The following is a 17,653-nucleotide window of genomic DNA, read 5'->3' on the forward strand; positions in this document are numbered from 1 at the left end:
TCAAAGGAGCTGCCGTGAACGTGACCTCTGTACCCGCGATCGTCCCCGCCGACCCCGAGGCGAACATCGCAGACCTGCTGGCGATCCGCGCGAAAGCCACCCCCGATCTCGCGCTGTTCAGCGTGCCCGACGGCGAGGGCTGGCGCGACATCACGGCGCGCGAGTTCGAGCGGCAGGTGATCGGCCTCGCCAAGGGATTCGTGGCGGCCGGCATCGAGCCGGGCGACAAGATCGGCTTCATCGCGCGCACCACGTACGAGTGGACGCTCGTGGACTTCGGGCTCTTCTACGCCGGCGCCGTGATGGTGCCCGTGTACGAGACGAGCTCCGCCGCCCAGGTGCAGTGGATCCTGTCCGATTCCGGCGCCGTCGCGCTCATCGCCGAGCACGGCGAGCACGTGGCCCGCTACGAGGAGGTCAAGGACGAGCTGCCGCTCATCGGCAGGGTCTGGCGGCTCGACGAGGGCGCGATCGAGACGCTCACCGCCGAGGGGCGCGACGTCCCGGACGCCGAGATCGAGCGTCGCCGGTCGCTCGCGCGCGGCGAGGACCTCGCCACGATCATCTACACGTCCGGGTCGACCGGGCGCCCGAAGGGCTGTGTGCTCACCCACAGCAACTTCGTGGAGCTGGCGCGCAACTCCGCGAAGGCCCTCGAGCTGCCGCTGCGCAACGCCTCGACGGTGCTCTTCATCACGACGGCGCACGTGTTCGCCCGGTTCATGTCGATCCTGTACATCCACGCGGGCGTGCGCACCGGCCACGAGCCGAACACGAAGAACCTCGTGAAGGCGCTGGGGTCGTTCAAGCCCACCATCCTGCTGGCCGTGCCCCGCGTGTTCGAGAAGGTCTACAACTCCGCCGAGGCCAAGACGGAGGCGGAGGGCAAGGGCCGGATCTTCCAGGCGGCCGCCGCGACGGTGATCGAGCACTCCCGGCGGGTGCAGGAAGGCGAGAAGGTCGGCCTCGCGCTGCGGCTGAAGTTCGCCCTGTTCGACAAGCTCGTGTACTCCAAGCTGCGCGCGCTCATGGGCGGCAACGTCGAGTACGCCGTCTCGGGCTCCGCGCCGCTCGGCCCGCGCCTCGGCTACTTCTTCCGGGGCCTCGGCATCAAGATCCTCGAGGGCTACGGCCTCACCGAGACCACCGCACCCGCGTCGGTGAACCTGCCGACCGACATCCGCGTGGGCACGGTGGGACCGGCGCTGCCGGGCGTCGACATCCGGATCGCCGACGACGGCGAGGTGCAGGTGCGCGGCATCAGCGTCTTCAAGGAGTACTGGAAGAACCCCGAGGCCACGGCCGCGACGTTCGACGACGGCTGGTTCCGCACGGGAGACATCGGATCGCTCGACGAGCACGGCTACCTGACCATCACGGGCCGCAAGAAGGAGATCATCGTCACGGCCGGCGGCAAGAACGTCGCGCCCGCCGTGCTCGAGGACCCGATCCGCGCCAACCCGATCGTCGGCCAGGTCGTCGTCGTGGGCGATCAGCGCCCCTTCATCTCGGCGCTCGTCACGCTCGATCCCGAGATGCTGCCCGCGTGGCTCGAGACGCACGGCGAGTCGCCGGACCTCACGCTCGAGCAGGCGGCGAAGAGCCCGATCGTGCGCGCCGAGGTGCAGCGCCAGATCGACGAGGCGAACGCCCGCGTCTCGCGCGCGGAGTCGATCCGCAAGTTCACGATCCTCGGCACGGAGTGGACGGAGGCGACGGGACACCTCACGCCGAAGCTGTCGATCAAGCGCGCCGAGATCCTGCGCGACTTCTCGGCCGAGGTCGAGGACCTCTACGCCGCGACGGGCGAGACGACCACCAACGTCGTGCTCGGCTGACACGCACGCGCGAAGGCCCGGCTCCCCGAGGGGCCGGGCCTTCGTGCATCACCGTGCGGCGCGGATCGATCCGTGCCGCGTCAGAACCAGGAGCTCTCGCGCACGCGGCGCATCGCGACGGCGCGCTCCTCCTTCGGCAGCCGCTGCAGGTACACGACGCCGTCGAGGTGATCGGTCTCGTGCTGCAGCATCTGGGCGAACAGGCCCTCGCCCTCCAGCACGACCTTCTGCCCGTCGAGGTCGACACCCTCCACGCGCGCGTACGGGTGGCGCAGCGCGTCGTGCCAGAGCTCGGGCACCGAGAGGCACCCCTCCCCCGTGGGCACGGCCTCGCCACGCACCTCGACGATGCGCGGATTCAGCACGTACCCGACGCGCTCGTCCACGTTGTAGCTGAAGGCGCGAAGGCCCACGCCGATCTGCGGCGCCGCGACGCCGGCTCGGCCGGGCAGCTTCACGGTGTCGAGCAGGTCGTCGACGAGGGCCCTGATGCCCGCGTCGATCACCTCGATCGGCGCGCAAGGCGTGCGCAGCACGGGGTCGCCGTAGAGGCGGATCTCGCGGACGGTCACCGCGCGCCGCCCTTCGCGACCGCCGCCGAGCGCGCGGTGCCGCGCAGGCCCTCCACGACGCGCGCGGCGAGCTCGCGCGCGCCCTGCCGCGTCTCGCGCCGCAGCTCGGCCCAGTCGATCGCGCCGCCGGTCGCGACGGCCGGATCGTACGGCAGGCGCACGACGGCGCGCACGCGGCTGGCGAAGTGCGACTCGAGCTCCGCAAGGCGCACGAGCGGCGTGCCGGGAGACGACTGGTTCAGCACGACGACGGCCCGCTCGACGAGGTCCCCGCGGCCGTGCGCCTCGAGCCACGTCAGGGTCTCGGACGCCAGGCGCGCCTCGTCCACGCTGAGCCCGGCCACGACGACGAGCTCGTCGGCGAGGTCGAGCGTGCCCTCCATGACGGAGTGCACGATCCCCGTGCCCGTGTCGGTGAGGACGATCGAGTAGTAGTGCGCCGCGACCTGCGCCACCGTGCGGTAGTCGCTGTCGTCGAACGCCTGCGCGACGTGCGGATCGGTGTCGGAGGCGAGCACGTCCAGTCGCGTCTCGTCGCGCGAGACGAGGTCGGAGATGTCGCCGTACCCCGAGATGCGCGCGTGATCGCGCACCACGTCGCGCACCGTGCGGCCCGAGCGGCCCGCGACACGCTCGGCGAGCGTGCCCCGGTCGGGGTTGGCGTCGACGGCGATGATGCGGTCGTCGCGGGCGTCGGCCAGCGCCATGCCCAGCAGGGTGGTGACGGTGGTCTTGCCCACGCCGCCCTTGCGGCTCACGACGGGCACGAAGCGCGCGCCGCCGTGCAGGGGCGACGAGATCTGCGCGCTCAGCTGCTTGCGGGCGCGCACGCTGCGGCTGTCCCCCGGGTTGATGAGGCCGCGCGTGGCGCGGAACACGAGGGAGCGCCACGCGGCGCCCTCCGGCTCGACCTTGGCGTGGCGGCCCGGTTCGACGAGCCGGTCGCTCGTGAGCTGGTCGGCGCTCTCGGCGCCCGCGGCGTTCACGCGCTTGGACTCGACCGGCTGCGCGACGAACCGGGTCGTGCGCGCGAGCGCCGCCGACTCGCCCGGGGCGGCTGCGGCGCCCTGCACCGGCGCGTCGTCATTCGTGGGTTGGTGGTCGGCAGGGCTCACGTCGGGCTCGTCCTTCTCGGTGTCGTCCGCCGCGTGCGCGTCGGTCTGGATGGCGGCGTCCGCGGGGCGCGGCACCTCCGCGACGCGCTCGCGCGGCGCGGCGGCCGGCGCGGGCTCGGGCGTCGGCTGGGGCTCGGGCTCGGGCGTCGGCTCGGGTTCGGGCGCCGACGGCGGCTCCGGCTCGGGTGCCGGCTCGGGCACGGGTGCGGGCTCGGGCTCCGGCGCCGACGGCGGTTCGATCGTCGCGTCCGGCTGGGCGGCATCCGCAGGCTCGATCGTCTCGCCCGCCCCGGTGCTCGTGGCGCGCTCCTCCGCGGCCGCCTCGCCGGCCTCCGGCGCGGCGGAGGCGTCGGGCGCCGCGTCCGCGCGATCGGTGCCGCCCACCCCGGCGAGCGGCGAGTCGGCGGCGATCGCCGCGCGGGCCGCGACGAGGGCCTCGCCGATGCGCGCCCGCGCCGCCGCGACGGCGTCCTCCTCGATCTCGCCGGTCTCGGCCTCCGGCTCGTCGATCTCCGCCTCGGGCTCGTCGGTGGTGTCGTCGTCGGCGTCGTCGTCGGCCGGCAGCTCCAGCACGATCGTGCCGCGCGCGAGGTCGTCGGAGTCGTCGACCACGTCGGCGTCGTCGTCGAGGTCCTCGTAGCCGCGCGGCAACGGCACGCGCAGCTGCGAGGTCCGCGTGCCGGGCACGCCGATCACGGAGCTGTCGGCCACCGCGTCACCGAGGATCCCATGATCCTCGGGTTCGTCGAGGAGGTCGTTCTTGTCGGGTGTCACACAGAGAAAACTACTCGGCGGGCGCGACGACGACCAAAAGGTCGCCCGCCTCCACCTGCCGCGTGCCCGTCACGGCGAGGCGCTGCACGCGCCCCGCGACGGGCGCGGTGATGGCCGCCTCCATCTTCATCGCCTCGATCGACGCGACCGGCTGGCCCGCCTGCACCTCGTCGCCCTCCGCCACCTTGAGCGTCACGACGCCCGCGAACGGCGCCGCGACATGGCCGGTCTGCGCCGGATCGGCCTTCTCGGTCTGGCGGGTCTCGACGGCGATGCTGCGATCGCGCACGTACACCGGGCGCAGCTGGCCGTTGAGCGTCGTCATGACGGTGCGCATGCCCTTGTCGTCGGCCTCGCCGATCGCCTCGAGTCCCACGTACAGCTGCACGCCGGGGTCGATCTCGGCGATGTGCTCCTCGCCCGGCGTGAGGCCGTAGAGGTAGTCGGGGGTGCCGAGGGCCGAGAGGTCGCCGTACTGCTCGCGGTTGCGCTCGAACTCGGCGGCGGGACCGGGGAACAGCAGCCGGTTGAGGGTGCGCTTGCGGGTGGCGGTGTCGCCCGCCAGCCCCTCGCGCTGCTCGTCGGTCAGCTCCACGGTGCGCACGGTGGCCTCGCGGCCGGCGAGCACCTTGGAGCGGAACGGCTCGGGCCACCCGCCGGGCAGGTCGCCCAGCTCCCCCGCCATGAATCCGACGACGGAATCCGGGATGTCGTAATTGTGAGGGTTCTCCTCGAAGTCCGCCGGATCGGCGTCCGCGGCCACGAGCGCCAGCGCGAGATCACCCACGACCTTGGACGACGGCGTGACCTTGGGGATGCGCCCGAGGATGCGATCCGCCGCGGCGTACATATCCTCGATCCGCTCGAACCGGTCGGCGAGCCCGAGCGCGATCGCCTGCTGGCGCAGGTTCGACAGCTGGCCGCCCGGGATCTCGTGCCGGTACACGCGGCCGGTGGGGCTGGGCAGTCCCGACTCGAACGGGCGGTACAGCTGGCGCACGCCCTCCCAGTACGGCTCGAGGTCGGACACGGCCTGCAGGTCGAGGCCCGTGTCGCGCTCCGTGTGCGCGAGCGCGGCGACGAGGGCCGAGAGCGAGGGCTGGCTCGTCGTGCCCGACATGGGGGCCGCCGCCGCGTCCACGGCGTCGGCGCCGGCCGCGCTCGCCGCCAGGAGGGTGGCGAGCTGCCCGCCGGCGGTGTCGTGCGTGTGCACGTGCACGGGCAGGTCGAAGCGCTCGCGCAGCGCGGTCACGAGCGTCGCGGCCGCCGCGGGGCGCAGCAGCCCCGCCATGTCCTTGATCGCGAGCACGTGCGCGCCGCTGTCGACGATCTGCTCCGCGAGGCGCAGGTAGTAGTCGAGCGTGTACAGGTCCTCGGCCGGGTTCAGCAGGTCGCCGGTGTAGCAGACGGCGACCTCCGCCAGGGCCGTGCCGGTCTCGCGCACGGCCTGGATGGCCGGGCGCATCTGCGAGACGTCGTTGAGGGCGTCGAAGATCCGGAAGATGTCGACGCCGGTCTCGGCGGCCTCGCGCACGAAGGCGTCGGTCACCTCGGTCGGGTACGGCGTGTAGCCCACGGTGTTGCGCCCGCGCAGCAGCATCTGGATCGGGATGTTCGGCATCGACTCGCGCAGCGCGGCCAGGCGCTCCCACGGATCCTCCGCGAGGAAGCGCAGCGCCACGTCGTACGTCGCGCCACCCCAGGCCTCGACGCTCAGCAGCTGCGGCGTCATGCGCGCCACGTGCGGGCCGAGGCGCACGAGGTCGCGGGTGCGCACGCGGGTGGCCAGCAGCGACTGGTGGGCGTCGCGGAACGTCGTCTCCGTGACGGCCAGCGCCTTCTGCTCGCGCAGCGCGCGGGCGAATCCCTCGGGCCCGAGCTCACGCAGGCGCTGCAGGTTGCCGTCGGGGGCGGGCGCCGACAGGTCGATGTCGGGCAGCTTGCTGCCGGGCGAGAGCATCTTCGGCTTGGGACCGTACGGCCGGTTCACGGTGACGTCGGCGAGCCAGTTCAGCAGCTTCGTGGCGCGGTCGCGCGACGGGTTGCTGGTGAGCAGGTCGGGCCGCTCGTCGATGAACGACGTGCTCAGGTCGCCCGAGACGAAGCCGTCGTCGTCGAGCACGGCGCGCAGGAACGGGATGTTCGTGGCGACGCCGCGGATGCGGAACTCCGCCAGCGCGCGCCGGGCGCGCGCGACGGCCGCCGGGAAGTCGCGCCCGCGGCAGGTGAGCTTGGCGAGCATCGAGTCGAAGTGGCCGCTGATCTGCGATCCCGCGGCCGTCGTGCCGCCGTCCAGGCGGATGCCCGCGCCGCCCGGGGAGCGGTAGGTCGTGATGCGGCCCGTGTCGGGGCGGAAGCCCTGCGACGGGTCCTCGGTCGTGATGCGGCACTGCAGCGCGGCGCCGCGCAGCGTGATCCGATCCTGCGTGAGGCCCAGGTCCTCCAGCGTCTCGCCCGCCGCGATCCGCATCTGCGACTGCACGAGGTCGACGTCGGTGACCTCCTCGGTGACGGTGTGCTCCACCTGGATGCGCGGGTTCATCTCGATGAAGACGACCTCGCCCGCGCGCTCCCCCGCCGTCTCGAGGAGGAACTCGACGGTCCCGGCGTTCTCGTAGCCGATCGACTCGGCGAACGCCACGGCGTAGCGGTGCAGGTCCTGCCGGATGTCGTCGTCGAGGTTCGGCGCCGGGGCGATCTCGATGACCTTCTGGTGGCGGCGCTGCACCGAGCAGTCGCGCTCGAACAGGTGCACGGTCGCGCCCGTGCGGTCGGCGAGCACCTGCACCTCGATGTGCCGGGGACGCACGACCGCCTGCTCGAGGAACACGCGCGCGTCGCCGAACGCGGCGCCCGCCTCGCGCATGGCCTCCTCGAGCGCTCCGCGCAGCTCGTCGGGCGTCTCGACGCGGCGCATCCCGCGCCCGCCGCCGCCGGCGACGGCCTTGACGAAGATCGGGAAGCCGATCGACTCGGCCTGCGCGATGAGGGCGTCGGCGTCGTCCGAGGCGTCGGTGGAGCGCAGCACGGGCACGCCGGCCGCGATCGCGTGCTCCTTGGCGGTGACCTTGTTGCCCGCCATCTCGAGCACCTTCGCCGAGGGGCCGATGAACGTGATGCCGTTCTCGGCGGCGCGAGCCGCGAGCTCCGGGTTCTCGGAGAGGAATCCGTAGCCGGGGTAGATGGCGTCGGCGCCGGCGTGCAGCGCCACCCGGATGATCTCGTCCACGTCGAGGTAGGCGCGGACCGGGCGGCCCGGCTCGCCGATCTCGTACGACTCGTCGGCCTTCTGCCTGTGCAGCGATCCGCGGTCCTCGAAGGGGAACACCGCGACGGTGCGCGCTCCCAGTTCGTAGGCCGCGCGGAAGGCACGGATGGCGATCTCTCCGCGATTCGCGACGAGGACTTTCGAGAACATGTGCCTCCTTCGGCCGTGGGTTCGGGGCGTCCGCACGTGCTCCACAGCATAGGGGCGATAACGTGGGGATCGTGCACGTACTCAGCGTCAGTTCCCTCAAGGGCGGCGTCGGCAAGACGACCGTGACCCTCGGCCTCGCGTCCGCCGCGTTCGCCCGTGGGCTGCGGACGCTGGTCGTCGATCTCGACCCGCAGTCCGACGTCTCGACCGGCATGGACATCCAGGCCGCTGGCAAGCTGAACGTCGCCGATGTGCTCACCTCCCCCAAGGAGAAGACGGTCCGTCAGGCCATCACGCACAGCGGCTGGGCGAAGGCGCACCCCGGCACGATCGATGTGATGATCGGCAGCCCGTCGGCGATCAACTTCGACGGCCCGCACCCGAGCGTGAAGGACGTGTGGAAGCTCGAGGAGGCGCTCGCGCTCATCGAGAGCGAGTACGACCTCGTGCTCATCGACTGCGCGCCCTCGCTCAACGCCCTCACGCGCACGGCGTGGGCCGCGAGCGACCGCGTGGCCGTCGTGACCGAGCCCGGGCTGTTCTCGGTGGCCGCTGCCGACCGCGCGCTGCGCGCGATCGAGGAGATCCGCCGCGGCCTCTCGCCCCGCCTGCAGCCGCTCGGCATCGTCGTGAACCGCGTGCGCCCGCAGTCGATCGAGCACCAGTTCCGCATCAAGGAGCTGCGGGACATGTTCGGGCCGCTCGTGCTCGAGCCCCAGCTGCCCGAGCGCACCTCGCTGCAGCAGGCGCAGGGCGCCGCGAAGCCGCTGCACGTGTGGCCGGGCGAGTCGGCGCAGGAGCTCGCCACGGACTTCGACGCACTGCTGGACCGCATCATGCGATCGGGCCGGATCCCCGACCCCCGCGAGCAGTAAGCCGCTCCGGGCCGTTTCCGGCTCGGTGGCCGGGTTGCGCGCCGTCGCCCCCTCGGCCTAGGCTCCGCGCCTCCGGCGCGCGTGCGTCTCTTAGCGTGGTGTCACTTCCCGCGAGGCTCTCGTCGTCGTTGACGTAGAAGGGGCCATCGTGGGAACCCCAGTTGTTTCCGGCAAGAAGCAAAGAAGTGATCCCACGATGACCCATAACCAGTCTGCCTTGACGACCCTGATCGGCGAAGTCCTCGCCGACCCCGACCTCGCCCACTCGGACGTGTTCCGGCGGATGCTGCAGGCCGGGTTGCAGGACCTGATCAACGCGGAGGCGACCGCGAAGATCGGCGCCGCCCCGCATGAACGCACACCCGAGCGCGTCACGCGCCGCAACGGCACCCGCCCGAAGTCCCTCGCCACTCCCGCCGGGGAGGTCGACCTGGCGATCCCGAAGCTGCGGGAGGGGTCGTTCTTCCCGTCGCTGCTGTCCCCGCGGCGCCGGGTCGACAAGGCCCTCTACGCGGTGATCTGCCAGGCCTGGGTCGACGGGGTCAGCACCCGCAAGGTCGACCAGCTGATGCGGGCCCTGGGCAACGACACCGGCATCTCACGCTCGACCGTCTCGCGGATCTGCCAGGAGATCGACGAGGCCGTCGCGGAGTTCCTGCACCGTCGCATCGACCACACCTGGTTCCCGTACCTGTTCCTCGACGCCACCTACCTCGATGTCCGTCTCCGCGGCCGCGTCGTCTCTCAAGCCCTCGTGGTCGCCACCGGCGTCTCCGGTGACGGCCGCCGTGAGATCCTCGGCATGAGCCTGGGCGACGCGGAGACGACGGACTTCTGGACCGAGTTCCTGCGTTCCCTGCGCGAGCGGGGACTGAAGGTCGCCACTGACGCCGACCCGCTGGGCGTTGCCCTGGTCACCAGTGACGCGCATGCCGGCCTGAAAGCCGCTGTCAAGGCGATCCTGCCGGGAGCTGCCTGGCAGCGCTGCCGTGTCCACTTCGCCCGCAACGCCACCCAGCGGCTCGGCTCGGCTCGTTCCAAGCCCGTCAACGCGCTGATCACGACGATCTTCGCCCAGACCAACCCGGAGGCCGTGACCGCTCAATACCGGCAGGTCACCGACAGCCTGCGCGCCTCGTTCCCCGAGATCGCCGAGATGCTCCAGGCCGCCGAGGCCGACCTGACCGCCTTCGCGAGCATGCCGCGCGAGCACTGGCAGAAGATCTGGTCCAACAATCCCATCGAGCGCCTCAACCGCGAGATCAAGCGCCGAGCCGACGTCGTCCAGATCTTCCCCGACCGCGACAGCGTCACCCGCCTCATCGGCGCCGTCCTGCAGGAACAGCACGAGGAATGGCAGTACGGCGAACGCCGCTACTTCTCCGAGATCTCCATGCGCAAACTCATCCACACCCTCCACGACCACGCAGAACCCGCCCGCCCCGAGCTTTACCTCACAGCCTGACCCCATCCATCACGGGAACAACGAAGTGACACCACGCCACGGGACTTGACCTCCGGCGCTGCGCTCGGCCCGTCTCCGCTCCGCGGCTGCGCCGCTCCGGTCGACGACCGGCTTGCGCTGGTCGCTTCCTCTCCGGCGCTTCGCGCCTCGGTTCAGCAACCGATCAGTTCAACCGCACGGTTGCGGAACGAAGTGAGCGCCAGCGAACGAAGACGAAGCGACTTCAGCAACGTCCCGCTCGTCGACCGGAGGCGCGAAGCGCCGGAGCGGAGACGGGCCGGGCGAGCGAAGCGAGTCGAAGCCAAGGGGTTGAGCCCCTGCTTTCGACTCCGGCCGCTGCGCGGCCTCCGCTCAAGCCGACTCCGCTCGCTTCGCTCGGTCGACGACCGGTTGCGCTGGTCGCTTCATCTCCGCGCCTCCGGCGCTCCGTTCAGCAACCGATGAATGTAGCCGGACGGTGAAACCCCCGGTTCCTGCGCAAAGCGGACGCGACCTCAGCAACTCCATGACGGTTGCGGTGGTCGCTTCATCTCCGCGCCTCCGGCGCTCCACTCAGCAACCGATGGGCCCAACCGACCGGTGAAACCCCACGGTTGCTGAACGAAGTGAGCGTCAGCGAACGAAGATGAAGCGACCACAGCAAGTCCATGACGCTGCGGTGGTCGCTTCATCTCCGCGGCTGCGCCGCTCCGTTCAGCAACCGACGGGCTTCACCCGATGGCTTCAACCGATGAGTTCAACCGATGGTGCTCCCACCGATCACTGTGCGAGCGAAGCGAGCGTGCGGCCGCCAATGCGGCCGCCCCGCGGCGCGCAGCGCCGCCGCGCTGTCGCGGGACGCGACAGCGCGAGCACGCGAGTGGCGCCCGCGAAGCGGGTGCCCGAGCGCGCGCAGATCGAAAAAACTAAGCGCTCTTCCGCGTGCGGCGGGCGGCGAGCTCGTCGACGGGGTCCGGGGCGGTGGGGTCGAACTCGACGAGCGTCGACTCGACCTCGCGCAGGACCTTGCCCACGGCGATGCCGAAGACGCCCTGGCCGCGGCTGACGAGGTCGATGACCTCATCGTTCGATGTGCAGAGGTACACCGAGGCGCCGTCGCTCATGAGCGTCGTGCCCGCGAGGTCCTCGATGCCGGACGCACGCAGCTGCTCGACCGCCGTGCGGATCTGCTGCAGCGAGATGCCCGTGTCGAGCAGTCGCTTGACGAGCTTCAGGACGAGGATGTCGCGGAAGCCGTAGAGGCGCTGCGATCCGGAGCCGCTGGCACTGCGGATGGTGGGCACGACCAGCTCGGTGCGGGCCCAGTAGTCCAGCTGCCGATAGGTGATGCCCGCGGCACGCGCGGCGACGGCGCCGCGGTAGCCCATCTGCGGGTCCAGCTCCGGGAGACCGTCGGTGAAGAGCAGGTCGACGGTGAAGCCGGGCTCACCGGTCGGAGTGCCTGCGTTCATGTGTCCCCCTCGTGGTCCGATTCGACCTTCCCAACGTACGCCCCCGTGTGTGCCCCGGCAACGACATCCGGCCGCGCGCGGGTGGCGTGTCGCGAGCCGTTATCGAACGGTGACGATCAGTCGAGCAGGCGGCTCAGCGCCGACTTGACGAAGATCGCCCGCACCTCGTCCAGGCGCGCGGCCAGCTCGGGCGCGAGCTCCGCCGCGGTCGCGCGGGAGCGGGCGTCGGTGCGGCGGCGCACGGTCGACAGGGCCGTCTCGACGAGCGACACCTGGCGCTCGGCGCTCTGGCGCAGGCCGCGCACGTGCCGCGGCTCGATGCCGTGGCGATCGAGGGCGACGAGCGCGCGCATCAGCGCGACGGCCTGCTCGTCGTAGGTCTCGGCCGGCGTGAGCACCCCGGTGCTCACCGCGTCGTTGAACAGCTGGGGGGCCGCGCCGGCCTCGGCCAGCAGGTCGGCCCTGCTGTAGCGGCGCTCGGACGGGTGGATCGACGGCGGCGCGACCGGCGTCTGCACGTCGCGGCCCGCGTCGACGTCGGCGAGGTGCTCGCGGATGACGCTGAGCGGCATGTAGTGATCGCGCTGCAGGGTGAGCGCGAAGCGCAGCCGCTCCAGATCGTGGGGAGAGAACTTGCGGTAGCCCGCGGCCGTGCGCTGCGGGCTGACGATCCCCTGCATCTCGAGGAAGCGCAGCTTGCTCGAGGTCAGCTGCGGGAACTCGGGGGTGAGCTTGGCGAGCACCTGGCCGATGCTGAGGAGCGCGCCATCTCCCGGCTCCCGATGCGGCAGACGGGCGTGGGCAGCCGCCATCAGGCCCCCGTCGCCGGCAGATCCTGCGGCGAGGCGAAGAAGTTCACGCGGAACTTGCCGATGCGCACCTCGTCGCCGTTGCGCAGCACGCCGCGGTCCACGCGCGAGCCGTCGACGTACGTGCCGTTCAGCGAGCGCTGGTCGACGATCTCGAAGCCCGCCTCCGTGCGCAGGACCTCGCAGTGGCGACGCGACACCGTCACGTCGTCGAAGAAGATGTCGGCCTCGGGGTGGCGACCGACGGTCGTCACGTCGCCGTCGAGCAGATAGCGGGCGCCGGCGGTGGGGCCGGAACGCACGAGCAGCAGCGCCGAGCCCGCGGGCAGCGCCTGGATCGCCTCGAGCTCCGTCTCGCTGAGCTCGCCGTGGAACGGCACGAACGACAGGTCGGACTCGTGGCCGAACGACTGCGTGGAATCGCCAGAGCCGTCGTGGCCGCCGTCGCGTCGCACCGACGCCGCAGAGGTGGGCTGGAACTCCGAATCCGTCACGCTCGATCCTTCCTTTCGTCCAGCGTATCGGATGGACCGCCGGGCGCGGGATCCGTTCGTCCCCCGGATGGCGGACAGCTCGACGATCCCGGGCCCACTATCGGCAGTCGCGCCGCCAGCGTTCGCTCAGCCGCCGACCATACGTTCGGTGGCATGTCCGCCACCACCCGTGCCCTGCGCCGCATGCCCGTGCTGGGCGCGACCGTCGCCGTCCTCCTCGCCGCCTCCCTCGCGAGCGCCTCGCCCGCCGCCGCGCACGACACGCTCGTATCGACGGATCCGGCGGCGGATTCGACCGTCGAGACGATGCCGGCGGAGCTGACGCTCACGTACAGCGCCGAGCTCATCGACGCGGGCGACGGCACGGCCGTGCAGGTCCTCTCGCCCTCGGGTGCCGACGCGACCGCCGGGGATCCCGTGGTCGACGGCGCCGTCGTGACCGTGCCGCTGGCCGAGGCGGCGGAGGCCGGGGAGTACGCGGTGACGTGGCGCGTGGTCTCGAGCGACGGGCATCCGATCGACGGCACCTTCTCGTTCAGCGTCGCCGCCCCGAGCGCGCCGCAGCCGAGCCCCGAGCCCACGCAGACCCCGCAGACGCCGGACGAGTCGGATGCCGCGACGGCGACGCCCGTGCCGAGTGCCACGCCCGATCCCGCCGACGGGACCCCGGCCGACGGCGACGGCTTCGTGCCCAACCTGCCGTGGATCATCGGCGGCCTGCTGCTGGCCGCCGGCGGCGGCGCCCTCGTGGCGATCCTCGTCGCGCGTGCCCGACGCGATCGCACCGACGACGCGGACGACGCGCCGCCCGCCGGGCGATAGGCTGAAGCCATGGCTCACTACGACCTCGTCATCCTCGGCGCGGGCCCCGGCGGATACGTCGCAGCCGTGCGCGGCGCACAGCTCGGGCTCTCGGTCGCGATCATCGAAGAGAAGTACTGGGGCGGTGTGTGCCTCAACGTCGGCTGCATCCCCTCGAAGTCGCTGCTGAAGAACGCGGAGGTGGCGCACACCTTCACGCACAAGGCGGACTTCTTCGGCATCTCCGGCGAGGTCTCGTTCGACTTCGGCGCGGCGTTCGACCGCAGCCGCAAGGTCGCCGAGACGCACGTCAAGGGCATCCACTACCTCATGAAGAAGAACAAGGTCACCGAGTACGAGGGTCGCGGCACCTTCACGGGACCGAAGGCCATCTCGGTGGCGAAGTCCGACGGGTCCACCGAGGAGATCACGTACGAGAACGTGATCATCGCCACGGGCTCGAAGGTGCGCCTGCTGCCGGGCGTCGAGCTGAGCGAGAACGTCGTCACGTACGAGGAGCAGATCCTCTCGCGCGAGCTGCCCGAGTCGATCGTGATCGTCGGCGCCGGCGCGATCGGCATGGAGTTCGCCTACGTGCTGTCGAACTACGGCGTCAAGGTGACGATCATCGAGTTCCTCGACCGCGCCCTCCCCAATGAGGACGCGGAGGTCTCGAAGGAGATCCAGAAGCAGTACAAGAAGTACGGCATCGACATCCTCACCTCGACCGCGGTCAAGACCGTCGAGGACAGCGGATCGTCGGTGCGCGTCACGTACGAGACCCGCGACGGCCAGCCGGGCGAGATCACGGCCGGCAAGGTGCTCATGTCGGTGGGCTTCGCCCCCAACGTCGAGGGCTTCGGCCTCGAGAAGACGGGCGTGAAGCTCACGGAGCGCGGCGCGATCGAGATCGACGACTTCATGCGCACGAACGTCGACGGCATCTACGCCATCGGCGACGTGACCGCCAAGCTGCAGCTGGCCCACGTGGCCGAGGCGCAGGCCGTGGTCGCCGCCGAGACGATCGCGAAGGCCGAGACCCAGACGCTGGGCGACTACCGCATGATGCCGCGCGCCACGTTCTGCTCGCCGCAGGTGGCCAGCTTCGGCCTCACCGAGGAGCAGGCGCGCGCCGAGGGCCGCGAGATCAAGGTCGCGAAGTTCCCCTTCAGCGCCAACGGCAAGGCCAACGGCCTGGGCGAGCCGATCGGCTTCGTCAAGCTCATCGCCGACGCCGAGCACCTCGAGCTCATCGGCGGCCACATGGTCGGCCCCGACGTCTCGGAGCTGCTGCCCGAGCTCACGCTCGCGCAGAAGTGGGACCTCACGGCCGTCGAGGCCGCCCGCAACGTGCACACGCACCCGACGCTCTCGGAGACGCTGCAGGAGGGCTTCCACGGCCTCCAGGGTCACTTCATCAACATGTGAGCCAGCCAGACGCACAAAGGGCCCGGATCCTTGGAGCCGGGCCCTTTGTCGTCGGCGGATCAGCGGCCGAGGGCGCGGGCGAGCTTCGAGGCCGACGAGGCGCCGCGGGCGCCGGCGGCCAGCGCCGCCTCCGCCACCGCGGCGAAGAAGGCCTCGCGCGCCGCGCGGTCCGCCGGCGCGGCGGGGCCGAGCTCGATCTCCCACTCGTGCCACTCGCGCTCGTCTCCCGCGCGCAGATCGGTCGTGCGCACGTGGTCGTCGACGAACTCCGCCAGGGTCGCGCCGTGCGCGTCCCGCAGCTCGTAGGCGGTGCGGTCGTTCACGATCCGCGCGAGCGGCTCCAGCGGCGCGGTGGTCCACTGCGCGATCTCGGCGCGCACGGCGTCGGGCACCTCGTCTCCCTCGCCGAGGGGCCAGCCGAGCTCCACGCGAGCGCCGTCCACGAGCGGCCCCTTGATGTGCCAGCCGGCATCGGGCCCGCCGGTGCGCCGGCGCAGCGCCACGCCGGCGCGGCCGAGCGCGAGGTCGGCCGTGTCGAGGTACAGCGCGTCGAGGTGGCGCTCCTCCCCCGGCGTCACCGCGGCCACGCCGGGCACTCCCGTCCAGTCCGGCACCGGGGTGCCGGCGTCCACGTCGAACTTGCGCTCGACCTCGACGAAGCGCGTCGGTTCCGTCATAGCGCCAGACTACGCCTCGAGACCGAACTGCGACCGCCACCACCTCGTCTCCATGAAGCCCCGCTTGAGGAACACGAGCTCCATGTAGGCCGACCAGCCCCGCACACCCGGCAGCTTGCCCATCGTGTCGGCGACGAAATCGTGAAGCCGCTCTGTCGAGGGCAGGATCACTTCGCAGAACAGCGAGTTCTCGTCCAGCCCCGCCGCCAGGAACCGCACGGCGACGTGTCGGCCGAGCTGCTCGGCGACCTCGTTGATCCTCGCGGGCTCGACCCGGAGCTGGATCCACGTCTCGGCGCCCATCCCGAGCGCGAAGGACGGGACGGAGGTGACGATCGTGAGGCATCCGTCCGCCCGCATCCGATCCACACGGCGGCGCACGCTCGATTCGCTCATGCCGAGCTTCTGACCGAGCGCCTGGAACGTCGCCCTGCCGTCGTGGCGCAGCTCGGCCAGGATCACGCGGTCGACCTCGTCGAAGTGCGCGGGCTCACAGGTGTTCGGCGGGGGCATGAGGTGATCCGGCGGGGTCGGCGACGCGTCCTGCTCGTAGAGCTGACGACCCCAGTCGAAGGAGACCTTGTAGGTGTGCGTGAGCAGATCGCTGCGCCAGCGCTCGATGCCCTCGGTCTGCTGGAGCTCCATCATGCTGTGCGGGATCTGTCCACGGTCGCTCGGCACGACCACCTCCGCGACGATGTCGTGCTTGCCCGTGACGAGGGTCAGGAAGCGGACGTATGGGCTTCGGATGAGGCGCTCCGCGACGCGCGCCTGCTGGCCGGGCGTCGTGTTGATCCGCACGATGAACGACTGCACCGGCCCCTCGCTGCCGAGCGTCGGGATCGCCCCGACCGTCACGATGCCCGCCGAGATCAGCTGCTGACCTCGCCGCGCCACCGTCGACACCGAGCCGCCCGCGAATGCCGCGACAGACGTCCAGCTCGCCCGCCCGTCGTGCTGCAGCGCGACGACGATCTTGCGGTCCAGCTCGTCGAGCGCTCCCGCCGGAAATCCCCCCATGGTGATGCCGCTCACCCGTTCACACGGGGTACACGCGGTTGAGGAATCCGCGCACCGTGTCGGTCCAAGCCTCAGCCTCCTCGATCTGCGGCGAATGACCCGACTTCTCGAACACGACGAGCTCGCTGTCCGGGATCAACTCGTGAATCGTCTGCGAGCAGGATACCGGCGTGATCCAGTCCGTCCGCCCGACGGTGATCAGCGTCGGCACAGACACGGACGGGAGCTGGGGCTTCAGATCGTACGAGGGCAGGTTGTGGGCGAAGGCGAAGTTGTGGGCCTCATAGCGGTAGGGCGTGGCCTCGACCTTGCGCTCGACGGCCGCCGGATCGTACACGTAGTCGTAGAGCGGCAGGATCTCGCGCCAGCACGCGCGGAGGTCGTCATCGTCGCGCACGGTGCCGGTGTCGATCCGGTCGAACATCTCCATGTCCACCGTCACACGCTCGCTGCGCAGCGCGTTCTCGCGGGAGAGGTGCCGGTTGCTGCTGTCGGCCGAGGTGTCGCGCAGGACCATGGCGGCCACGCGCTCGGGATAGCGGATCGTGTACTCCATGGCCATGAATCCACCGTAGGAGCCGCCGACCATGGCGATCCGGTCGGCGCCGATCCACTCACGGAGGCCGTCGATGTCGGCGGCCCACTGCTCATGCGTGTAGGGGCCCTTGCCCTCGCTGGCACCGCTGCCGCGGGCATCGAAGACGACGACGCGGTACTGGTCGGCGAGACGCCCGAAGCTCGCGCGCGGCTCCGCCCGGGAACCCAGCCCCGGCGCGCCGTGGTGCGCGATGATCACCGGCGCGCCGCTGGGGCCGAGCACCTCGACGGCCAGCCGGTTGCCGTTGACCTCGACGTACTGGAAGTCGGTGTCCGCCGCGGCGAACTCGGGCGAGACGGGTGCGGATGACATGGCTCC

The 17,653-nt window shown here is 71.3% G+C and carries 14 protein-coding genes; 5 read left to right on the plus strand and 9 right to left on the minus strand.

Annotation, left to right across the window (positions count from 1 at the left end):
* Positions 1–14: 14 nt before the first annotated feature.
* On the plus strand, positions 15–1,838 hold the full coding sequence (locus tag ACYVJ0_RS05930) for an AMP-dependent synthetase/ligase (RefSeq protein WP_460816623.1): 1,824 nt from the start codon (positions 15–17) through the stop codon (positions 1,836–1,838).
* An 80-nt stretch (positions 1,839–1,918) separates the two neighbouring features.
* Here the strand turns inward: ACYVJ0_RS05930 and def are convergent, their stop codons facing one another.
* The 3 genes from def to ACYVJ0_RS05945 are packed head-to-tail and all read right to left on the minus strand — an operon-like array spanning position 1,919 to position 7,717.
* A complete protein-coding gene (gene def / locus ACYVJ0_RS05935; RefSeq protein ID WP_449854820.1) occupies positions 1,919–2,410 on the minus strand; it encodes a peptide deformylase in 492 nt (163 codons plus the stop codon).
* Complete coding sequence (locus ACYVJ0_RS05940; RefSeq protein WP_460816625.1) at positions 2,407–4,299, minus strand: MinD/ParA family ATP-binding protein; 1,893 nt, start codon at positions 4,297–4,299, stop codon at positions 2,407–2,409. The genes def and ACYVJ0_RS05940 overlap by 4 nt, the downstream gene beginning before the upstream one ends.
* Positions 4,300–4,309: 10 nt before the next feature.
* A complete protein-coding gene (locus ACYVJ0_RS05945; RefSeq protein WP_460816626.1) occupies positions 4,310–7,717 on the minus strand; it encodes a pyruvate carboxylase in 3,408 nt (1,135 codons plus the stop codon).
* Between the two features lie 71 nt (positions 7,718–7,788).
* Between ACYVJ0_RS05945 and ACYVJ0_RS05950 the strand changes: the two genes are divergently transcribed.
* Together ACYVJ0_RS05950 and ACYVJ0_RS05955 are read left to right on the plus strand one after the other, a co-directional pair.
* A complete protein-coding gene (locus ACYVJ0_RS05950; protein ID WP_460816711.1) occupies positions 7,789–8,592 on the plus strand; it encodes a ParA family protein in 804 nt (267 codons plus the stop codon).
* Positions 8,593–8,788: 196 nt separating this feature from the next.
* The gene (locus ACYVJ0_RS05955; protein ID WP_460816712.1) at positions 8,789–10,057 is read left to right on the plus strand and encodes an IS256 family transposase; all 1,269 of its coding nucleotides are present in this window, start codon (positions 8,789–8,791) and stop codon (positions 10,055–10,057) included.
* 905 nt (positions 10,058–10,962) lie between these two features.
* Here the strand turns inward: ACYVJ0_RS05955 and ACYVJ0_RS05960 are convergent.
* From ACYVJ0_RS05960 to ACYVJ0_RS05970, 3 genes are all read right to left on the minus strand, one after another.
* Positions 10,963–11,508: a MerR family transcriptional regulator gene (locus ACYVJ0_RS05960; RefSeq protein WP_460816628.1), complete on the minus strand. Its 546-nt coding sequence runs from the start codon at positions 11,506–11,508 to the stop codon at positions 10,963–10,965.
* Between the two features lie 116 nt (positions 11,509–11,624).
* Positions 11,625–12,320, minus strand: coding sequence for a transcriptional regulator FtsR (gene ftsR / locus ACYVJ0_RS05965; protein WP_449853915.1), 696 nt, complete (start codon positions 12,318–12,320; stop codon positions 11,625–11,627).
* On the minus strand, positions 12,320–12,772 hold the full coding sequence (locus ACYVJ0_RS05970; RefSeq protein ID WP_460816714.1) for an FHA domain-containing protein: 453 nt from the start codon (positions 12,770–12,772) through the stop codon (positions 12,320–12,322). The genes ftsR and ACYVJ0_RS05970 overlap by 1 nt, the downstream gene beginning before the upstream one ends.
* Positions 12,773–12,964: 192 nt before the next feature.
* Between ACYVJ0_RS05970 and ACYVJ0_RS05975 the strand changes: the two genes are divergently transcribed.
* Both ACYVJ0_RS05975 and lpdA read left to right on the plus strand, forming a co-directional pair.
* Entirely contained in the window at positions 12,965–13,633 is a 669-nt protein-coding gene (locus tag ACYVJ0_RS05975) for a copper resistance CopC family protein (RefSeq protein WP_460816630.1), read from the plus strand.
* A gap of 9 nt (positions 13,634–13,642) precedes the next feature.
* Positions 13,643–15,040, plus strand: a complete 1,398-nt coding sequence (gene lpdA, locus ACYVJ0_RS05980; RefSeq protein ID WP_460816632.1) for a dihydrolipoyl dehydrogenase — start codon at positions 13,643–13,645, stop codon at positions 15,038–15,040.
* 59 nt (positions 15,041–15,099) lie between these two features.
* On the opposite strand, the gene ACYVJ0_RS05985 is transcribed toward lpdA, so the two are convergent.
* The 3 genes from ACYVJ0_RS05985 to ACYVJ0_RS05995 are packed head-to-tail and all read right to left on the minus strand — an operon-like array spanning position 15,100 to position 17,647.
* Positions 15,100–15,717 carry a CYTH domain-containing protein gene (locus ACYVJ0_RS05985; RefSeq protein ID WP_460816633.1) on the minus strand — a complete coding sequence of 206 codons (618 nt, stop codon included), beginning with the start codon at positions 15,715–15,717 and terminating at the stop codon, positions 15,100–15,102.
* A 9-nt stretch (positions 15,718–15,726) separates the two neighbouring features.
* Positions 15,727–16,737: an Lrp/AsnC family transcriptional regulator gene (locus ACYVJ0_RS05990; RefSeq protein ID WP_460816635.1), complete on the minus strand. Its 1,011-nt coding sequence runs from the start codon at positions 16,735–16,737 to the stop codon at positions 15,727–15,729.
* A gap of 19 nt (positions 16,738–16,756) precedes the next feature.
* Positions 16,757–17,647, minus strand: a complete 891-nt coding sequence (locus tag ACYVJ0_RS05995) for an alpha/beta fold hydrolase (protein WP_460816636.1) — start codon at positions 17,645–17,647, stop codon at positions 16,757–16,759.
* Positions 17,648–17,653 lie beyond the last annotated feature (6 nt).

It is taken from the genome of Microbacterium petrolearium, from assembly GCF_054782875.1.

Excerpts from the sequence above, each read along its gene's own strand:
- ACYVJ0_RS05960 (WP_460816628.1), bottom strand. The coding sequence starts at position 11,508 with ATGAACGCAGGCACTCCGACCGGTGAGCCCGGCTTCACCGTCGACCTG.
- ftsR (WP_449853915.1), bottom strand. The coding sequence starts at position 12,320 with ATGGCGGCTGCCCACGCCCGTCTGCCGCATCGGGAGCCGGGAGATGGC.
- ACYVJ0_RS05990 (WP_460816635.1), bottom strand. The coding sequence starts at position 16,737 with ATGGGGGGATTTCCGGCGGGAGCGCTCGACGAGCTGGACCGCAAGATC.
- ACYVJ0_RS05955 (WP_460816712.1), top strand. The coding sequence starts at position 8,789 with ATGACCCATAACCAGTCTGCCTTGACGACCCTGATCGGCGAAGTCCTC.
- ACYVJ0_RS05945 (WP_460816626.1), bottom strand. The coding sequence starts at position 7,717 with ATGTTCTCGAAAGTCCTCGTCGCGAATCGCGGAGAGATCGCCATCCGT.
- lpdA (WP_460816632.1), top strand. The coding sequence starts at position 13,643 with ATGGCTCACTACGACCTCGTCATCCTCGGCGCGGGCCCCGGCGGATAC.
- ACYVJ0_RS05975 (WP_460816630.1), top strand. The coding sequence starts at position 12,965 with ATGTCCGCCACCACCCGTGCCCTGCGCCGCATGCCCGTGCTGGGCGCG.
- ACYVJ0_RS05985 (WP_460816633.1), bottom strand. The coding sequence starts at position 15,717 with ATGACGGAACCGACGCGCTTCGTCGAGGTCGAGCGCAAGTTCGACGTG.
- ACYVJ0_RS05995 (WP_460816636.1), bottom strand. The coding sequence starts at position 17,647 with ATGTCATCCGCACCCGTCTCGCCCGAGTTCGCCGCGGCGGACACCGAC.